Source organism: Mesocryomonas lacus (assembly GCF_055730135.2).
In genome coordinates this window covers 20,731-37,897 of sequence record NZ_JBUZWE020000003.1, presented here as the reverse complement: position 1 = coordinate 37,897, position 17,167 = coordinate 20,731, and the positions used below count along the sequence as shown (strand labels likewise).

Below are 17,167 nucleotides of genomic sequence, written 5' to 3'. Positions count from 1 at the left end.
GGCGACGGTGGTGGACCTCGGCGGACGCCAGGAAGACGGAACGACCCGCAGAGCCTCGGCTGATCCGCGGCCTGCACCCGGCGGGGCGCGTTTTGGGTTTGCGGCCGCACTGGTCGATCGGTTGCGCGACTTGCGCAACCGCAAGGTTTCCGATCCGAAATTCCGCCGCTGGGCGACACGTTTCTTTTTGACGAGGCGATTTGCGCGACGGCAGGCCGGTGCCCTGTTCGATCTCACGGCAGGCTTTGTCTACTCGCAGGTGCTGTCGGCGGCCGTCCGGGTTCGGCTGTTCGACCTCCTGGCGCCCGAGCCGCTCGATCTGCGGGCGATCGCCCTAGCGGTGGATCTGCCGGAAGAGGGTGCCTTGCGCCTGCTGCGTGCCGCGGTGGCGCTGCGGCTGGTGGAGCGGCGCTCGGATGGACGCTATGCGCTGGGGGCGCTCGGCGCGGCGCTGGTCGCCAATCCCGGCGTGATCGCCATGATCGAGCATCACAGCCTGCTCTACCGGGACCTAGCCGATCCGCTGCCGCTGCTGGCCGGCGGCGGCGATGCCGAGCTCGGCCGCTACTGGACCTATGCCGGGGGCGCGCCGCGTGTCCGCTTTGGCCTTCGACCTGCGCAGGATGCCGCCGACTATACCGCCCTGATGGCGGCATCGCAGTCCCTGGTGGCATCGGAGGCCGTCGATGCCTATCCCTTCCGGCGGCACCGCCGCCTGCTCGATGTCGGGGGTGGCGACGGGTCGTTCCTCGTCGCCGTGGCAAGGGCGGCGCCTGGCCTGCAGCTTGGCCTGTTCGATCTCCCCGACGTCGCGGCCATCGCCCGGGAGAAGATTTTGGCCGCAGGTCTCTCCGCGCGGACGACGATCTCCGGCGGCGACTTTCGCGAAGACCCGCTGCCGGCGGCGGCCGATCTCGTGACGCTGAACCGGATCCTGCACGACCACGACGAGGCGACGGTGATGACGCTGTTGAGGGCGATTCGCCGGGCCATCGCGCCCGGTGGCACGCTTCTGGTGATCGAGCCGATGGCCGAGACCCCCGGCGCCGAGGCCTCCGGCGATGCCTATTTCGGCTTCTATCTGATGGCGATGGGGCAGGGGCGGCCCCGGCCCCCCGCCGAGATCATGGGTCTCCTGAACCGGGCCGGGTTTTGCGACGCGCGCCTTGTCTCAACCGGCACCCCTCTGATCGCGCGCATGATCGCCGCGACGGCAGCTCCTTGAGCCACGAAAGAAGGTCACCCCAGAGCGTATATTTTTATTTACGCAAAAAGTGTAAATCATAATTGACAACCGAGGGCGCCGGTTTAGTCTGGACGGGACAGAAGAGGCCGGTCAGGGGGAGGGTACGGTGGAAGCATTGGCGGTCGTTCTCGAAGCGCCCGGGCGGCTCGCTCTCTTGCCGCTTGCCTTGAACGAGCCGACGGCCGCGGATGCCGTCGTCGAGATCGAATGGTCGGGCATTTCCACTGGGACGGAGAAGCTGCTGTGGTCCGGCCGGATGCCGGCTTTTCCCGGCATGGGCTATCCGCTGGTGCCGGGATACGAGTCCGTCGGCCGTGTCGTCGCGGCCGGTTCTGATTCCGGCCGGCGGGTCGGCGAGCAGGTCTTCGTTCCCGGCGCCAATTGCTACCAAGCCGCGCGGGGGCTGTTCGGCGGCGCAGCCTCGCGTGTCGTCATTCCCGGCGCTAAGGCCTTGCCGGTCCAGGCCGGGCTCGGTGCGCGTGGCGTCCTTCTGGCACTGGCGGCCACGGCCCACCACGCCGTCTGCCCCGATACCCGCAAGCCGCCCCAGTTGATCGTCGGCCATGGCGTCCTCGGCAGGCTGATCGCCCGCATCGTCGTGGCGCATGGTGGGCGGCCGACGGTCTGGGAAACCAACCCGGCGCGGCAATCCGGCGCAGAAGGCTACGACGTCGTCCATCCCGATGACGACGACCGCCGCGACTATCAGCGGATCTGCGACGTCAGCGGCGATTCCGAGATCCTCGACGGTCTGGTGTCCCGCCTTGCCCGCGGCGGCGAGATCGTCCTTGCCGGCTTCTACGACCAGCGCCTGTCCTTTGCTTTCCCGATGGCCTTCCTGCGCGAGGCGCGGTTCCGGGTGGCGGCGGAATGGCGGCGCAACGACCTCGTCGCCGTCGACGATCTCATCGCGACGGGCCGCCTGTCGCTCGACGGTTTCATCACCCACACCGAGGCGCCGAGCGGTTTCGAGAAAGCCTACACCACCGCTTTCACCGATCCGTCCTGCCTGAAAATGGTGCTCGATTGGAGACTGGCCGCATGAACGCGTTGTCCCAGCCGCAAGGCCTCATGGCTCTCGTCGAAAGCGTTCGGGCTGAAGCGGCGCTCGAGCCGGATCCGGTGACGATCGGCGAGGTCCGCAAGGAGACGCAGATCATCGCGATCTACGGAAAGGGCGGCATCGGCAAGAGCTTCACCCTCGCCAACCTCTCGCACATGATGGCGCAGCAGGGAAAGCGCGTGCTGCTGATCGGCTGCGATCCCAAGAGCGATACGACCTCGCTGCTGTTCGGCGGAAGAGCCTGCCCGACGATCATCGAGACCTCGACGCGCAAGAAGGCCGCGGGCGAAGACGTCGAGATCGGCGACGTCTGTTTCAAGCGCGGCGGGGTGTTCGCGATGGAGCTCGGCGGCCCGGAGGTGGGCCGCGGCTGCGGCGGTCGCGGCATCATCCATGGCTTCGAACTTCTCGAAAAGTTGGGCTTCCACGACTGGGGCTTCGACTACGTCCTGCTCGACTTCCTCGGCGATGTCGTCTGCGGCGGCTTCGGCCTGCCGATCGCCCGCGACATGTGCCAGAAGGTCATCGTCGTCGGCTCCAACGACCTGCAATCGCTCTACGTCGCCAACAATGTCTGTTCGGCGGTGGACTATTTCCGCCGGCTCGGCGGCAATGTCGGGGTCGCCGGCATGGTGATCAACAAGGACGACGGCACCGGCGAAGCGGCGGCCTTTGCTGCGGCCGTGGGCATTCCGGTGCTCGCCGCCATTCCCGCCGACGACGACATCCGGCGCAAGAGCGCGAACTACCAGATCATCGGCGAGCCCGGCACCCGCTGGGGGCCGCTGTTCGAGGAACTGGCCGAGAACGTCGCGGCGTCCGCACCCCAGCGTCCGACGCCGCTGACCCAGGACGGGCTGCTGGCGCTGTTCTCCTGCGACCAGACCGGCGGCAACGTCGTGCTGGAGCCGGCAAGCCAGGCCGACATGCGCGGCGGCATCGTGATCGCCAAGCCATCCCTCGAAATCATCTACGACGCGGTCTGAAGTGATGAACGTCCGCCCGTCCTCCTCCCTGTCCGATGCCGCCGGCGTTGCCCCGGTGCCAGCCGAAACCGTCTACGACGCGGCGGCGAGCGCGCCGCTCGACAATCCGGTCGAGACGTCGATGCCGCAGGAGGGCCAGGCCGGGCTTGTCGCGCCGATCGCGGACGGCGGCGGCTGCCATGGTGGCAAGGCCGAACTCAGCCGCGCCGCCGAGGCCGCCGGCAACGGTCCGCTGCTGCAGCAGCTGCGCAAGGACTATCCGCAAGGGCCGCACGACCAGCCGCAATCGATGTGCCCGGCCTTCGGCTCGCTTCGCGTCGGCCTGCGCATGCGGCGGACCGCGACCGTGCTGTCGGGCTCGGCCTGCTGCGTCTACGGCCTCACCTTCACCTCGCATTTCTACGGCGCCAAGCGGACGGTCGGCTACGTGCCCTTCAACTCCGAGACGCTGGTCACGGGAAAACTCTACGAGGATATCCGCGAGGCGGTGCAGGGGCTGGCCGACCCGGCGGTCTACGACACCATCATCGTCATCAACCTCTGCGTCCCCACCGCTTCCGGCGTGCCCCTGCGCGCGCTGCCGAAGGCGATCGACGGGGTGCGCGTCATCGGCATCGACGTTCCCGGTTTCGGCGTGCCGACGCATGCCGAGGCGAAGGACGTGCTGGCCGGGGCGATGCTGAATTATGCCCGGCTGGAAGCCGAGGCCGGTCCCGTGGCGGCGCCGCGCGGTGCGCCGTCGGGCAAGCCGACCATAACGCTTCTTGGCGAGATGTTCCCTGCCGACCCCATCACCATCGGCCGCATGCTGGAGCCGCTCGGCCTTGCTGCCGGACCGGTGGTGCCGACGCGCGAATGGCGCGAGCTCTATGCGGCGCTCGACTGCGCGGCAGTGGCGGCCATCCATCCCTTCTACACCGCGAGCCTTCGGGAGTTCAGCGCTGCCGGCCGCCCGGTCGTCGCCTCCGCGCCGGTGGGGGTCGAGGGCACTGCCGCCTGGCTCGACGCGATCGGCGAAGCTTGCGGCATTGCGGCCCGCACGGTCGACGCCGCCAAGGCGCCCATCCTCGCGGCGACGCGGGCTGCGCTCGAGGGCGCGCCGATCTCGGCCCGCATCACTCTGTCCGGCTACGAGGGCTCGGAGCTGATTGTCGGACGGCTTTTGAAGGAGTCCGGCGCCGACCTGCGCTATGTCGGCACCGCCTGCCCGAAGACGCGCTGGAACGAGGGCGATGCGGACTGGCTGACAGCGCACGGCGTGCATGTCGAGTTTCGCGCCTCGCTCGAGACCGACATCGCCGCCGTCGACAGTTTCGCGCCGCAGCTCGCCATCGGCACGACGCCGGTGGTGCAGCACGCCAAGCAGCGCCGCATCCCCGCGCTCTATTTCACCAATCTGATCTCGGCGCGGCCGCTGATGGGCGCGGCCGGCGCGGGTTCGCTCGCCACCGTGATCAATGCGGCCGCCGGCAACCAGCCCCGCTTCGATGCGATGAGCACCTTCTTCGAGGGCGTCGGCGAGGGCCGCACCGCGGGGATCTGGCACGATCCGGCAAGGCTTCCCTCGGCGCAGGCGCCAGCTTCGCCATCCCTCGTCGCCGCCAAGACCTCTGTCGTGATGGAGGACTTCTGATGCTGGTTCTCGATCACGACCGCGCCGGCGGCTACTGGGGGGCGGTCTACGCCTTCACCGCCCTCAAAGGGCTGCAGGTGATCATCGATGGACCGGTCGGCTGCGAGAACCTGCCGGTGACCTCGGTGCTGCACTATACCGACGCCCTGCCGCCGCACGAGCTGCCGATCGTCGTCACCGGGCTCGGCGAGGAGGAACTCGGCCAGACCGGCACCGAGCAGGCGATGAAGCGGGCGCACGCGACGCTCGATCCGTCGAAGCCGAGCGTCGTCGTCACCGGCTCCATCGCCGAAATGATCGGCGGCGGCGTCACGCCGGAAGGCACCCGCATGCTGCGCTTCCTGCCGCGCACCATCGACGAGGACCAGTGGCAGAGCGCCGACCGGGCGCTTGCCTGGCTCTGGAAGGAGTTCGGGCCCAAGGGCAAGAAGGCAAAGCCCGCCAAGGCCCCTGCTGCGAAGGTTGCCGGGGCAAACCCCGACGGCACGACGCCCGAGATTAGAAGGCCGCGCGTCAACATCATCGGCCCGATCTACGGCACCTTCAACATGCCCTCAGACCTCGCGGAGATCCGCCGGCTGGTGGAGGGCATCGGCTGCACCGTCAACCTCGTCTTCCCGCTGGGCACCGACATTGCCGACGTGCCGAGGCTCGCCGATGCAGACGTCAACATCTGCCTCTACCGGGAGTTCGGCCGCAAGCTCTGCGAAGCGCTGGACAAGCCCTTCCTGCAGGCGCCGATCGGGCTGCATTCGACCACTGCCTTCCTGCGCAAGCTCGGCGAACTGACAAGCCTCGATCCCGAGCCGTTCATCGCCGGCGAGAAGATGACGACGATCAAGCCGCTTTGGGACCTCTGGCGGTCGGTGACGCAGGACTTCTTCGCCACCGCAAGCTTCGGCATCGTCGCCAGCGAGACCTATGCGCGGGGTGTGCGGCATTTTCTCGAGAGCGACATGGGCTTTCCCTGCGCCTTCGCCTTCGCGCGTCGGGCTGGGGAGAAGACCGGCAATGATGCGGTGCGCAAGGCGATCCACGCGACGCCGCCGCTGGTGCTGTTCGGCTCGTTCAACGAGCGGATGTATTCGGCCGAGGGGGGCGGGCGCTCCTCCTACATTCCCGCGTCCTTTCCGGGGGCGATCATTCGTCGGCACACCGGCACACCGTTCATGGGCTATGCCGGCGCCACCTACATCGTCCAGGAGGTCTGCAATGCGCTGTTCGACGCGCTATTCCGGATCCTGCCGCTCGGCACCGAGCTCGACAAGGTCGAGCCGACGGCAGCGCGCCTGCACCGCGAACTGCCCTGGGATGCCGATGCGCTGGCGCTGATGGATGCGGCGGTCGAGGCGCAGCCGGTGCTGGTGCGCATTTCTGCGGCCAAGCGGCTGCGCGACCGGACGGAGGCAGCAGCCCGGCAGGCCGGCGACGGCCGGGTCACGGCGCGGCGGGTCGCCGATCTCCTGGCGCGCGCGCCGGAGCCGGCATGAGCCGGCGGAACCAATCGCCCGGACTGCGGGCCCAACGGGGAGAAGAGGCATGTCGACGGATCGCGTTCACGGGCTGGAGTATCGCCGTCATCTCGCCGAGCGCCGCGAATACCGGCTGATGTTCTGGCTGGTCTATCCGCTGAGCCTGGCGGCGGTGACGCTGAAGCGCCTGATCCATCTCGGGCGGCCCGTTGCGGCGGAACCGAAGCGTTCGATTTTCGGCGAAGCGCGGGTCGCGGTCGCCTCCTGCATCCCGTTCGCCTTCATGTGAGCGGGGCATGGCTCCGGCGCCATCGACGCCGGAAATGGCTGCAGTCAGCACTGCAGCGACGGCCGCATGCATCCATGCGGCCTCTCGCCGAAAGGCAAACGCAAGGAGGTAGAAATGTCCCTGCATTCTCCGAACGACCTGAACAGCTCGGGCCTGTCGGACCAGGAAGCCAAGGAATTCCACAAGGTGTTCATGACCAGTTTCCTGGTCTTCGTGGGCGTCGCGGTGTTCGCCCATATCCTCGCCTGGATCTGGCGTCCCTGGCTGCCCGGCCCGAACGGCTATGCCTCCCTCGAATCCGGCACGACCGCGGCGGCGCATGCCGTCCTGTCGATGCTGAGCTGAGGGGGACGCGACGATGTGGAAAGTATGGCTTCTGTTCGACCCAAGGCGGACGCTGATCGCGCTGTTCGTCTTCCTGTTCGTGCTGGCGCTGGTGATTCACTTCATCCTGCTCAGCACCAACCGGTTCAACTGGCTCGAGGGCCCGAGCACCGCTGTCCCGGCGGCATCGCTGGTCATCGAGGAGACCCATGCCGTCGGCTGATGCCGGCGAAGGGTCCTGCGAACGGTGCGGGCGGCCTGCCGCCCGCACCCGCCATCATTCCCGTACCCGTTCCGCGTAAGGCGCGGGCCGGGCGGCGCGGTTGAGGTTCGGCCTGCCGGCGGGTTTCGCCGGCGCGGCAGCGAGACGAAGGAAGACGGGGCTGGGAGCGGTCCTGCGGCGTCCGGTCGGACGCGGTGCGACCCGAGGTCGGTTTGCAAAGGGCGCTGGGCCGCCCAAGCGAGGAGATGCGGTCATGGCCATGCTGAGTTTCGAGCGAAAATACCGGGTGCGGGGCGGCACGCTGATCGGCGGCGACCTCTTCGACTTCTGGATCGGCCCGTTCTGGGTCGGCTTCTTCGGCGTCACCACCATCCTCTTCGCCAGCCTCGGCACTTTGCTGATCGTCTATGGCGCGGCGATCGGGCCGACCTGGAACCTCTGGCAGATCAGCATCAACCCGCCGGCGGAATCTTACGGCCTTGGCTTCGCCCCTCTGAAGCAAGGCGGGCTGTGGCAGGTCATCACCATCTGCGCCATCGCCGCCTTTTCCTCTTGGGCGCTACGGCAGGCGGAGATCGCCCGCAAGCTCGGCATGGGCCTGCACGTACCCTTCGCCTACGCCTTCGCGATCCTTGCCTATGTCACGCTGGTGGTGTTCCGCCCGGTGCTGCTGGGTGCCTGGAGCAACGGCTTCCCTTACGGCATCATCACCCATCTCGATTGGGTATCGAATACCGGCTACCAGTACGGAAACTTCCATTACAACCCCGCGCACATGATCGCGATCACCTTCTTCTTCACCAATTGCCTCGCGCTCGCGCTGCATGGCGCGCTGGTGCTGTCGGCGACCAATCCGCCGAAAGGCCAGATGGTGAAGACCGCCGAGCACGAGAACAGCTATTTCCGCGACACCATCGGCTATTCCATCGGCACGCTCGGCATCCACAGGCTCGGCGTCTTCCTGGCGGTCTCCGCAGCGTTCTGGAGCGCGGTCTGCATCATCATTTCCGGCACGCTGTGGACCGAGGGCTGGCCGGAATGGTGGAGCTGGTGGCAGCGCATTCCGATCTGGAGCTAGTGCCGCCGGCACGCGCGAACCCCGCATTGGTGCGGCAGGCATCATCACAATCACGATCAGTCAGTAGCGCAGGCAGAGGCATATCCCAGGCACGGGCCTATCCAGAGACAGAGCTGAGGGGGAGGCAGACATGGCCGAGTACCAGAACATCTTCACCCGGGTGCAATTGCGCGGGCCGCCGGATCTCGGCGTGCCGCTGGCGCCGGGCATCTGGCAGCGGCAAGGCAAGCCGGCCTTCTCCTACTGGTTGGGCAAGTTCGGCGATGCGCAGATCGGGCCGCTCTATCTCGGCACGCTGGGGCTGGCCTCGCTGATCTGCGGCTTCGTTGCCATCGAGATCATCGGGCTCAACATGCTGGCCAAGGTGAACTGGAGCCCGCAGGAGTTCATCCGGCAGTTCTTCTGGCTGTCGCTCGATCCGCCGCTGCCGGAATACGGGCTGAAGGTCCTGCCGCCTTTGAAGCAAGGCGGCTGGTGGCTGATCGCCGGCTTCTTCCTCACCACCTCGATCCTGCTCTGGTGGGCGCGAATGTACCGGCGGGCGCGGGCGCTCGGCCTCGGCACGCATGTGCCTTGGGCTTTTGCCGCAGCGATCTGGCTCTATCTCGTGCTCGGTTTCATCCGGCCGCTGATGATGGGATCGTGGAGCGAGGCGGTGCCTTTCGGCGTGTTCCCGCATCTCGACTGGACCAACAACTTCTCGCTGAACTACGGCAACCTCTTCTACAACCCCTTCCACATGCTCTCGATCGTCTTCCTCTACGGCTCGGCGGTGCTGTTCGCGATGCACGGCGCAACGATCCTCGCGGTCAGCCGTCTCGGCGGCGAGCGCGAGATCGAGCAGATCGTCGACCGCGGCACGGCGTCCGAGCGGGCCGCTTTGTTCTGGCGCTGGACCATGGGCTTCAACGCCACGATGGAATCCATTCACCGTTGGGCCTGGTGGTTCGCCGTGCTCTGCCCGCTCACCGGCGGCATCGGCATCCTCCTCACCGGCACCGTCGTCGACAACTGGTTCGAATGGGGCCAGAAGCACGGCCTCGCGCCGATGTGAGCCGCCAGCCGCCGAAGGGCCGCGGCGGGTGATTTCCGGCCGCGCGCCACCAAGGTTGCCGGAAGGCCGCGAAGGGCAAAGGATTAGGAAAGCGCAGGAGCGCAGGACGGTGCAGCAATGCCCGTCCTGCGCTCCTGCCGTTTCATCCTTCCTGCGGACGGGGTGATATCCATGGGACCAGCAGGGTGCTTTTCGGGCGGAAACAGGGGTTTCGCATCGCCTTACGTCGTCAGGACTGGCAGGGAGCAGGCCGGGTCAGCAGCCCTATCGCCCCCGTTGGACAGGCCCCGTCGTTCCCCGCCATAGTCCAGTATCCGATCCTCGTGCCGAGAATTCATGACAGCAGAAGCCCCCGAAAGCGCGTCAAAGCACCGCCTTAAATGGCTTATCCTCGCGGTTGTCTGCCTGATTGCCGTAGCGACGCTTCTGTCGATAGAGCCTATGCGGCTTCGGTTGCCGTATCGGTACCTCATTGCGCCACTCGATGTGCAGCGGACAGGCCTCGTCGATTTTGAGATGTGCATGCGCGTGGAACTGTCTGAGGCCGAGGCTCTGGCGTTCGTTTCCAGCATGTTCGATCCAACGTCCAGCGTCGAAGGCGCCGAGGTGGACATGGCCGACACGCACTGCGACGCCGCGTTCTGGCCGGTCCGGTTCGATGCGAGGGCAATGGCCTACGAGATCGACCGGACGGGGCCTCCCTATTGGATAAAGGAAGGCACGAGCGGTGCCGTCTACCAGGACGGATATTTCTACTTCTGGTCGAACGCGACGTAGAGCGGCGCGAGCATCCGGCGGTCGGCTGAATCCGCCCCTCAAAGAAGATGCCCTCGCTGCGAGACGATGGCGTGCCGTCTATTCTTCCGGATGCACGGCACGCCATGAGGCGATCCCCGTCAGGCCGGTCAGCGGCCGGCGGGACGCCTGTTGGCGGGGACGACGGCTTTGCGGTAGAGGTGCCAAGTGGCGTGGCCGAGCACCGGCATGACGATGGCGAGGCCGGCGAACAGCGGCAAGGCGCCAAGCACCAGCAGGCCGGCGACGATGGCGCCCCAGCCGGCCATCACCAGCGGGTTCGCGGCGACGACCCGCGCCGAGGTTTCGATCGCCGCGATGGCGCCGACGTCGCGGTCGAGCAGCAGCGGGAAGGCGACCGCGGTGGTCGAGAGCACCAGCATGGCGAAGGCGAAGCCCGCGGCATTGCCGAGGAGGATCAGCCGCCAGCCGCGTTCGGTGGTCAGGACCTCGTCTAGAAAGCCCCCGAGCCTGAAGACGCCGATGGCCTCGAGGCCGCCGGACCCGAGCCCGACCGCGCCCAGCCCGTCTGTCCCCCGCGCGCTGGCGCCGAGACTACTTGCTAGCCCGGTTGTGCCCAGCCCGGTGGTGCCCAGCTCGCTGCTGCCAAAAGTGCTGGCGAAGATCGCCTGAGCGGTGCCGAGCCAGGCGAGGAAGATCACCGCAAGCAAGGCGCCCACCGCCAGCATCGCGGGGAGGGCGGGCGAGTGACGGGTGGCGAGGGCATGCTGCCAGGAAGCCTCGAGCCCCGCCTCGCGCCGCCGGCTGATCTCGTAGAGGCCGATGGCGGCAAACGGGCCGATCAGCGCGAAGCCCGACATCAGCGGATAGATCATCTGCAGCGCCCCGCTGCCGGCGCTCCAGCGCGCGAGCACCAGGCCCATCACCGGATAGATCAGCCCGAGAAACAGAAGATGCGAGGGTTTTGCGCCGAAATCGTCGAGCCCTTTTGCAAGCGCGTCGCTGAGGTCCGCAAAGCGGAGGCGGCGAACCTCGGGGTGGCAGACAAGGCCGTCCGCTCCCGCCATGACATGAAAATCGGTCATTCCCATTCCTCCCTGAAAGAGGATCGGAGCGGTCCTGCCGCGCGGCAGTCACCGGCGATCTCACGGCAGAGAGCCTACACCCGCGGGTGCCCCCTGTCTCGTGCCGTCACCGTGACCCCGGCGTCCGCCGCCGCGCCTTCTCCCGCTGCCGCGATCGTCTGGTCGAAGGGGCGGGGGAGTGATCGATGGCCGAGATGACGGCGTCAGGCGGCCGGTTTTTCGGCGCGGGCCCAGATATCGAAGCACTGGCCCTTGGAGACGCGCACCGGGCCGAAGCCGGCCTGGACAAGTTTCTGGCCGAGTGTCTGGTTGGTGTAGCCGGTCTTGTGCGCCATGAAGTGATTGCCGCGGGCGACGGCGGTGCGCAGGCCGTAGAGGATGTCGAGCGGGGTGATCGGACCGGCCGGCGAGACATAGGCCTGATCCTCGAGCTTGCCCTCGGCCAGCAGCTGCCCGAGCGATTGCAAATCGGGGCATGTGACCACGGCAAAGCCGCCGGGCTTCAGCACGCGGAAGAACTCGGCAAAGGCGAGCGGCACCTCGTGCGCGTAGAGATGCTCGACATTGTGCGAGGAATAGAGCGCGTCCATCGAGCCATCGGCGACCTCGGCCATATCAGTCATCGTGCCCAGAATATCGGGCGCGACGGCGGGATCGATGTCCAGCCGGATTTCCTGCCAGTCGGCGGAGCGGAAATGCTGCGGCAGCTTTTCAGGATTGGCGGGGCCGCAGCCGACGTGGAGGATGCGGGATGGGGCGGCTCTATTTGAAGTCAACCTTTTGCTCCGCACCCTAGCTCGATCATGATAGTTTCGAGCACAATGTTTTAGAGCCCCCGGTTGCTACCGGGGGCTCTGCAACGGAGCGATCATTTTGCCCCGTTTGCATCATAAGTTAAGATACGGTGAAGGTGCCGGATGTCCCGACTTCTGTCAACACAGTACCAGTTACGCCTGTCAACTGGATAACGTTCGCGGCAATGTCGTTGCCGCCAACAGTGGCGTTCGCATCGTTATGAACGATGTAAGTGTTGTTTTGATAGACGAAGCCTGCGACGCCACCAGTACCAAGTACTGCTTCCACCGCATCGATAGCCGCTGCAAGAGAAGCCGCAGTAGATACGGTGGTTGCGAGAGCACCGGAGGCAAAGCCGTTTGTCAGGGTGGCACCCGTGGCTACGGCGGCGTCGTTAGTAGTGTTGCCGTCGGCAGTTATGTCGAGATCTATCACGTCCGAAGCCAGACGAAAACCAGAGACCGCATCGAGGCTCGCGCTGGTGATGCCGGCAAAGTTAGTTACAGCACCTGTCGAAACGCCGCTATCGCCAGCGACCCGGAAAACTAGTGTATCGGCGAGAGAGGTTGTCTCCGTCAGGTTGATCGCATCAATGCCCACACCACCGGTGATGTTATCGGCGCCTTCGCCGCCGAAGATGCTGTCGTTGCCGGCGCTGCCAACAAGCGTGTCGCCAACGATGCCGCCGTTGATGGTGTCAGCCCCGGTGCCGCCGGTGAAGGTATTGACACCCGAGCCACCGGTCATGATAAAGTTGCCGTTATTCTCAGCGGAGCCGTTAAATGTAACGGTCTGGGTTGAGCCAGCTGCATTGACCGTAAAAGTTTGAGCGGCTGCAACCACGAGATTGTCAGTCGTAATAGTCGTCCCTGCCAAGGTCGCATTAATATTGAGAACCTCAACATTTGTAACCGAAGAGATGTTTGCGTCAGCGGTCACGGTCAGATGATCAATACCTGCTCCACCATTGATAGCGTCGTTCGTTGTGATAGTAGCGCCACCGAAGATGGTGTCGTTGCCGTCCCCAGCGTCGATCGTGTAATTGCCGGCTGCCGAAACATTTATCGAGTCGTTGCCGGCGCCACCGAAGATAGTGTCTGTGCCACCGCCGCCGATCAACGTATCGTTCGCAGTGCCAGAGTAGATGATATCGGTACCCGCGAGGCCGGTAAGGGTCGTCGCTGTCGCGCCGAAGTTGGCAAGGAGAAGGCTGGTTGCGGTCGGAATTGCCGTCATGAAGCCTGCCTCGTCGGCCGCACCGGCGATGAAGCCAGCATTGACGATTGTGTTGACGGCCCCATCGAAGGTGATGGTGCGGTCTTCGCCTGTTAGCACAACGTTGCCGCCGTTGACTGAGGCGGTGTAACCGCTGGCAGTGATGCCGCCAGCTGCCTCGATGAAGATCTGCTCACCGTTCTCGTTGCCGCCAATGACCTTGTTGCCAGCGCCGTTAACGAGAATACGGTCGATGCCGGCACCGCCGAAGATCGTGTCGTTGCCAGTATTGCTGGTGATGATATCGACGCCGCCATTGCCGTAGATTAGGTCGTTGCCGACGCCGGCGCGGATAGTGTCGGCAGCGTCGGTCGTATCGGTGGTCGCGTTACCGCCGATAATAGTAGTGTTACCGATGAAGTTCTGAGTGTTGATGGAGTCCGAGCCAGTGCCGGCCTGGATGAACATGGTCGACCCGACGGGGAGGGCGCCGTTCAGGCCGGCAGCCTGACCACCGTTGACCGTCACGACGTCGTCGCCGACGCCGCCATACACCGAGTTCTGGCCGAGACCGCCGCCGGCGCCGACGTTCACGGTGTCGTTGCCGCCATTGCCGTAGAGGGCGTTGTTGCCGGTGCCAACGAGTGTGACAGTGTCAGCCAGATCGGTGGCGCTATTCTCGCCGGCGCCACCGTAAACGGTGTTGTTGCCATTGCCGGTGACAACGATGGTGTCGGTGTCGTTTGTACCGCCGAAGACCTGGTTGTTGCCGCCGCCGGTGACGGTCAGGTTGTCATTGCCGAGGCCACCATAGACGGAGTTGTTGCCGGTGCCGATGGCCGAGATCGTGTCGTTGCCGCCATTGCCATAGAGGGCATTGTTGCCGTTGCCGGTCAGGGTGATGGTGTCCGCGAGGTCGGTAGTGTCAGTGAGGCCGGTGCCGCCGAAAACCGTGTTGTTGCCGTCGCCGGTGATGGTGATGCTGTCAGTATCGCTGGTACCGCCGGCAACGAGGTTGTTGCCGCCGCCAAACACCGAAACCGTGTCGTTGCCGATGCCGCCGTACACGGAGTTGTTGCCGCTGGAATAAACGGTCAGGATGTCGTTGCCGGCATTGCCGTAGATCGCGGCAGCCCCACTCACCGTGCTGCCGCTCGAGCCGACCGAAATCGTGTCCGCACTAGCGTCCAGCGTGTCGATCGCAGCGCCGCCGCCATAGACGGTCGCGGTTTGGCCCTGGTTCGGGATCACGTTGATGACGTCGACACCCAGACCGCCATAGATCACGTCAATGCCGGCGCCACTATTGATCGTGTCGTTGCCACCATTGCCATAGATAGTGTCGTTGCCGGTGCCCGACGTGATGCTGTCGCCCGCGTCGACCGGGTCGCTGAAGCCCGAGCCGCCGACGATGAGGTTGTTGCCGAGTCCGGCGTCGATCGTGTCGGGGCCGCCAAGGCCGAGGAGGATATCGGCGAGCGCCGAGCCGGTGAGCGTGTTGCCGCTATCGTCGTTCACAATCGCCGCCAGGCCGTCGCCAAAGGTGACGGAGCCGCCGCCCTGCAGGGCGAAATTGGTGGTGGCCAGCGCGGCCAGCGTCACGCCCGTGATGGTGAGCGAGGTTGCGCCGGTGGTGATCACGACGTTCGCGCCGGACTGGGCGATATTGGTAATCGCGGCCGGCGAGAGGTTGAGCGTGTAGACGTCGGACGGGTTATACGCCGTCGTGGCGGACGCTGAGCCGGTATAGGTCGTGCTAGCCATGGTATCTCCTAGAGCTCTGTAGATCAGGACAAGGTGCGGGCGTGCACACCGCGCACCCCTCCCCCCCGAATACATGCCGGTCACGCCGATCACAGCGGACCCTGCGAAGCCAGCTATGCACAGTTAACCCTAGGGAAGCAAGCAGTAGAGAAGTCGATTTATCAATGCTTTTCGTTGTGGGGTTTTTAGGTTGCTGTGTTCGTCAGTATGAAGGTTTGCATACCTATGTCATAAGGATTGATTGCATGACGAAAGATATTTGATTTCAATAGTTATAAATCAGCTGGGAGATCGCTGTGCTTCGTTCGATACGGTAATCTATTCCTTATGTTTGACTGGCAATCCCGATGCCGGCGACGTCGGTACTGCACGGGAACGGTTGGGTCGCCATGGTCATGCGACGTGGCGGAGGGAAGCTGCTGAGCGAGCTCGGTCTTTGCGCGCGAAAATCCGGCCTCGCGACCGTCGGGGAATGATCGATCGGCAGCCTTCCGCGGGCGGCGACCGTACGCGGCCGGAAGGGGGAGGGAGCCCAGCCGGCGCGAACCGGGAGAGGGAAGAGGCAGAAGGAAAAGAGGGGCGCGTCTCAGCTGTCGGCAGGGGTCATTCCGGGGATGGCGGCGTCGGAGATGAGGGCGCGGCAATGGGTCTCGAAGGCCTCGACGCAGCGGGTCTTGCGGCAGGCCTTCAGCGTGGCGAGGCCAAGCTGCATCGGCCGGTGCGCGCCGCCGAGCGGGACGCGGACGATTCGCCTTCCGTCGAGCGCGAGGTCGGAGCGCGGCCGCACATTGGCGAGCGTGTAGCCGTAACCGTTGGCGACCATGGTGCGGACCACTTCGAGCTGGGTCGAGCGGCTGGCGATCCGCGGGCGCACGCCGGCCTCGCGAAAGAGCGCAAGGAAATAGTCGCGGCTGTAGGGGAGGTCGAGGAGGATCAGCGGCAGGTCGGCGAGTTCTCCGAGCGTCACCGATTGGCGCTGGGCCAGCGGGTCCGCTGCGCCGACCCAGACGTGCGGGGCAAGGCTTGCCAGCGGCTCGAAGGCGATCTCGGCGGGGATTTCGAGATCATAGGTCACGGCGATGTCGATCTCGGTCCGGCCGAGCGCTGCGAAGAGCTGTTCCTGGGTCGCCTCGACCTGGCGGATTTCGGACGCCGGGAAGGCCGCGGTGAAGGCATGCGCGAGTTCGGGCATGACCAGCGGCGCCAGCGTCGACAGGCAGCCGACGCCGAGCCGCCCGCGCACCTCGCCGGCCGCCTCCGCGGCGACGGCGTGAAGCCCCTCGGCCTGGCGCAACAGCTGCCGCGCCTCGTCCAGCACAATGCGGCCGGTCGGCGTCAAGGTCAGCCGCTGTGCGTGCTGGCGCAGGAACAGCTGCACGCCGAGCGCCCGCTCGAGCTGGGCGATCGCCGTCGAGATCGAGGGCTGGGAGATGTGCAGCCGCTCGGCCGCGAGCGTGATCGAGCCGACCCCGCCGACCGCGACGAAGTATTCCAGCTGCCGAAAGGAAAAGCGCATGGGGCTGACTTGCGGTTCGGCCGCGTCGGCGCGGGAATGGCGCGCGGGACCAGGGCGGGGAGCCGCGGCGGGCTGCTGTAGGATCAGGCTACAGCATCGGCGCGGAAATCCGGAGTGGATTTTCGGACAGGGCGGTGCCCAAATCGAAAGCGTGGGGACGCCCTCATGTCGGCGGTGGAAACCCGCCGCCCCGGCCCGGGCGGCGGAGCCTCGGCTCGCGGGCGGAGGCGTCGCGGCCGGGCGTTCAGTCGTTGCCGCCGATGACGGCGATGACGTCGACCTCGACCCGCCATTCCGGCCGGGCGAGGGCGGAGACGACGAGGCCCGTGGAGACGGGATAGACGCCCTTCAGCCAGCGCCCGACGACACGGTAGACGGCCTCGCGGTCGGCGGGATCGACGAGGTAGATGGTAATCTTGCAGATGTCGGTGAGCGAGGCCCCGGCCTCCCTCAGCAGCATGTCGATATTGGCCATCGCCTTCTCGGCCTGCCCGCCGACATCGCCGATGGCGACGCTTTCCGACGTGTCGAGGTCCTGCCCGATCTGCCCGCGCACGAAGACCATGCTGCCCCGGGCGACCACGGTCTGGCAGAGGTCATTGTCGAGCTTCTGCTCGGGATAGGTATCGCGGGTGTTGAATTTTCGCAGGCGGGTGTGCGCCATGACG

General features: G+C 65.9%; 16 protein-coding genes. 11 read left to right on the top strand and 5 right to left on the bottom strand.

What is annotated here, in order from left to right:
- The first annotated feature begins 10 nt into the window (after positions 1-10).
- The 11 genes from ACZLZY_RS05375 (at position 11) to ACZLZY_RS05325 (ending at position 10,145) form a co-directional block, all read left to right on the top strand.
- Positions 11-1,225: a methyltransferase gene (locus tag ACZLZY_RS05375; RefSeq protein ID WP_472932472.1), complete on the top strand. Its 1,215-nt coding sequence runs from the start codon at positions 11-13 to the stop codon at positions 1,223-1,225.
- A 127-nt stretch (positions 1,226-1,352) separates the two neighbouring features.
- On the top strand, positions 1,353-2,291 hold the full coding sequence (gene bchC, locus ACZLZY_RS05370) for a chlorophyll synthesis pathway protein BchC (RefSeq protein WP_472932470.1): 939 nt from the start codon (positions 1,353-1,355) through the stop codon (positions 2,289-2,291).
- Positions 2,288-3,295, top strand: a complete 1,008-nt coding sequence (locus ACZLZY_RS05365; protein ID WP_472932468.1) for a chlorophyllide a reductase iron protein subunit X — start codon at positions 2,288-2,290, stop codon at positions 3,293-3,295. The genes bchC and ACZLZY_RS05365 overlap by 4 nt, the downstream gene beginning before the upstream one ends.
- A 121-nt stretch (positions 3,296-3,416) precedes the next feature.
- Positions 3,417-4,928: a chlorophyllide a reductase subunit Y gene (gene bchY / locus ACZLZY_RS05360; RefSeq protein ID WP_472933117.1), complete on the top strand. Its 1,512-nt coding sequence runs from the start codon at positions 3,417-3,419 to the stop codon at positions 4,926-4,928.
- Positions 4,928-6,418, top strand: coding sequence for a chlorophyllide a reductase subunit Z (gene bchZ, locus ACZLZY_RS05355; RefSeq protein ID WP_472932466.1), 1,491 nt, complete (start codon positions 4,928-4,930; stop codon positions 6,416-6,418). Before bchY ends, bchZ begins: the two co-directional genes overlap by 1 nt.
- Before the next feature lie 49 nt (positions 6,419-6,467).
- Positions 6,468-6,689: a hypothetical protein gene (locus ACZLZY_RS05350; protein WP_472932465.1), complete on the top strand. Its 222-nt coding sequence runs from the start codon at positions 6,468-6,470 to the stop codon at positions 6,687-6,689.
- Between the two features lie 114 nt (positions 6,690-6,803).
- Complete coding sequence (gene pufB / locus ACZLZY_RS05345; RefSeq protein WP_472932464.1) at positions 6,804-7,034, top strand: light-harvesting antenna LH1, beta subunit; 231 nt, start codon at positions 6,804-6,806, stop codon at positions 7,032-7,034.
- Between the two features lie 13 nt (positions 7,035-7,047).
- Positions 7,048-7,236 carry a light-harvesting antenna LH1, alpha subunit gene (pufA, locus tag ACZLZY_RS05340; RefSeq protein ID WP_472932463.1) on the top strand — a complete coding sequence of 63 codons (189 nt, stop codon included), beginning with the start codon at positions 7,048-7,050 and terminating at the stop codon, positions 7,234-7,236.
- Between the two features lie 253 nt (positions 7,237-7,489).
- A complete protein-coding gene (pufL, locus tag ACZLZY_RS05335; protein ID WP_472932462.1) occupies positions 7,490-8,314 on the top strand; it encodes a photosynthetic reaction center subunit L in 825 nt (274 codons plus the stop codon).
- A 130-nt stretch (positions 8,315-8,444) separates the two neighbouring features.
- Complete coding sequence (pufM, locus tag ACZLZY_RS05330) at positions 8,445-9,368, top strand: photosynthetic reaction center subunit M (RefSeq protein WP_472932460.1); 924 nt, start codon at positions 8,445-8,447, stop codon at positions 9,366-9,368.
- 336 nt (positions 9,369-9,704) lie between these two features.
- Entirely contained in the window at positions 9,705-10,145 is a 441-nt protein-coding gene (locus ACZLZY_RS05325) for a hypothetical protein (protein WP_472932458.1), read from the top strand.
- A gap of 128 nt (positions 10,146-10,273) precedes the next feature.
- Here the strand turns inward: ACZLZY_RS05325 and ACZLZY_RS05320 are convergent, their stop codons facing one another.
- From ACZLZY_RS05320 to ACZLZY_RS05300, 5 genes are all read right to left on the bottom strand, one after another.
- On the bottom strand, positions 10,274-11,209 hold the full coding sequence (locus ACZLZY_RS05320) for a DUF2189 domain-containing protein (protein WP_472932457.1): 936 nt from the start codon (positions 11,207-11,209) through the stop codon (positions 10,274-10,276).
- A gap of 203 nt (positions 11,210-11,412) precedes the next feature.
- Positions 11,413-11,985, bottom strand: a complete 573-nt coding sequence (locus tag ACZLZY_RS05315) for a class I SAM-dependent methyltransferase (RefSeq protein ID WP_472932455.1) — start codon at positions 11,983-11,985, stop codon at positions 11,413-11,415.
- 118 nt (positions 11,986-12,103) lie between these two features.
- Positions 12,104-14,983 carry a beta strand repeat-containing protein gene (locus tag ACZLZY_RS05310; protein WP_472932453.1) on the bottom strand — a complete coding sequence of 960 codons (2,880 nt, stop codon included), beginning with the start codon at positions 14,981-14,983 and terminating at the stop codon, positions 12,104-12,106.
- Between the two features lie 586 nt (positions 14,984-15,569).
- Positions 15,570-16,499: a LysR substrate-binding domain-containing protein gene (locus ACZLZY_RS05305; protein ID WP_472932451.1), complete on the bottom strand. Its 930-nt coding sequence runs from the start codon at positions 16,497-16,499 to the stop codon at positions 15,570-15,572.
- Between the two features lie 244 nt (positions 16,500-16,743).
- Positions 16,744-17,163 (bottom strand): RidA family protein, encoded by a 420-nt coding sequence (locus ACZLZY_RS05300; protein ID WP_472932449.1) that lies wholly within the window; start codon positions 17,161-17,163, stop codon positions 16,744-16,746.
- Between the last annotated feature and the right edge of the window lie 4 nt (positions 17,164-17,167).

Bases quoted from the DNA above. Each gene is read 5' to 3' on its own strand.
- ACZLZY_RS05300 (WP_472932449.1), bottom strand. From the start codon at position 17,163: ATGGCGCACACCCGCCTGCGAAAATTCAACACCCGCGATACCTATCCC.
- pufA (WP_472932463.1), top strand. From the start codon at position 7,048: ATGTGGAAAGTATGGCTTCTGTTCGACCCAAGGCGGACGCTGATCGCG.
- ACZLZY_RS05350 (WP_472932465.1), top strand. From the start codon at position 6,468: ATGTCGACGGATCGCGTTCACGGGCTGGAGTATCGCCGTCATCTCGCC.
- bchZ (WP_472932466.1), top strand. From the start codon at position 4,928: ATGCTGGTTCTCGATCACGACCGCGCCGGCGGCTACTGGGGGGCGGTC.
- ACZLZY_RS05310 (WP_472932453.1), bottom strand. From the start codon at position 14,983: ATGGCTAGCACGACCTATACCGGCTCAGCGTCCGCCACGACGGCGTAT.
- ACZLZY_RS05365 (WP_472932468.1), top strand. From the start codon at position 2,288: ATGAACGCGTTGTCCCAGCCGCAAGGCCTCATGGCTCTCGTCGAAAGC.
- ACZLZY_RS05305 (WP_472932451.1), bottom strand. From the start codon at position 16,499: ATGCGCTTTTCCTTTCGGCAGCTGGAATACTTCGTCGCGGTCGGCGGG.
- bchY (WP_472933117.1), top strand. From the start codon at position 3,417: ATGCCGCAGGAGGGCCAGGCCGGGCTTGTCGCGCCGATCGCGGACGGC.
- pufL (WP_472932462.1), top strand. From the start codon at position 7,490: ATGGCCATGCTGAGTTTCGAGCGAAAATACCGGGTGCGGGGCGGCACG.
- ACZLZY_RS05325 (WP_472932458.1), top strand. From the start codon at position 9,705: ATGACAGCAGAAGCCCCCGAAAGCGCGTCAAAGCACCGCCTTAAATGG.
- pufM (WP_472932460.1), top strand. From the start codon at position 8,445: ATGGCCGAGTACCAGAACATCTTCACCCGGGTGCAATTGCGCGGGCCG.
- ACZLZY_RS05320 (WP_472932457.1), bottom strand. From the start codon at position 11,209: ATGACCGATTTTCATGTCATGGCGGGAGCGGACGGCCTTGTCTGCCAC.
- pufB (WP_472932464.1), top strand. From the start codon at position 6,804: ATGTCCCTGCATTCTCCGAACGACCTGAACAGCTCGGGCCTGTCGGAC.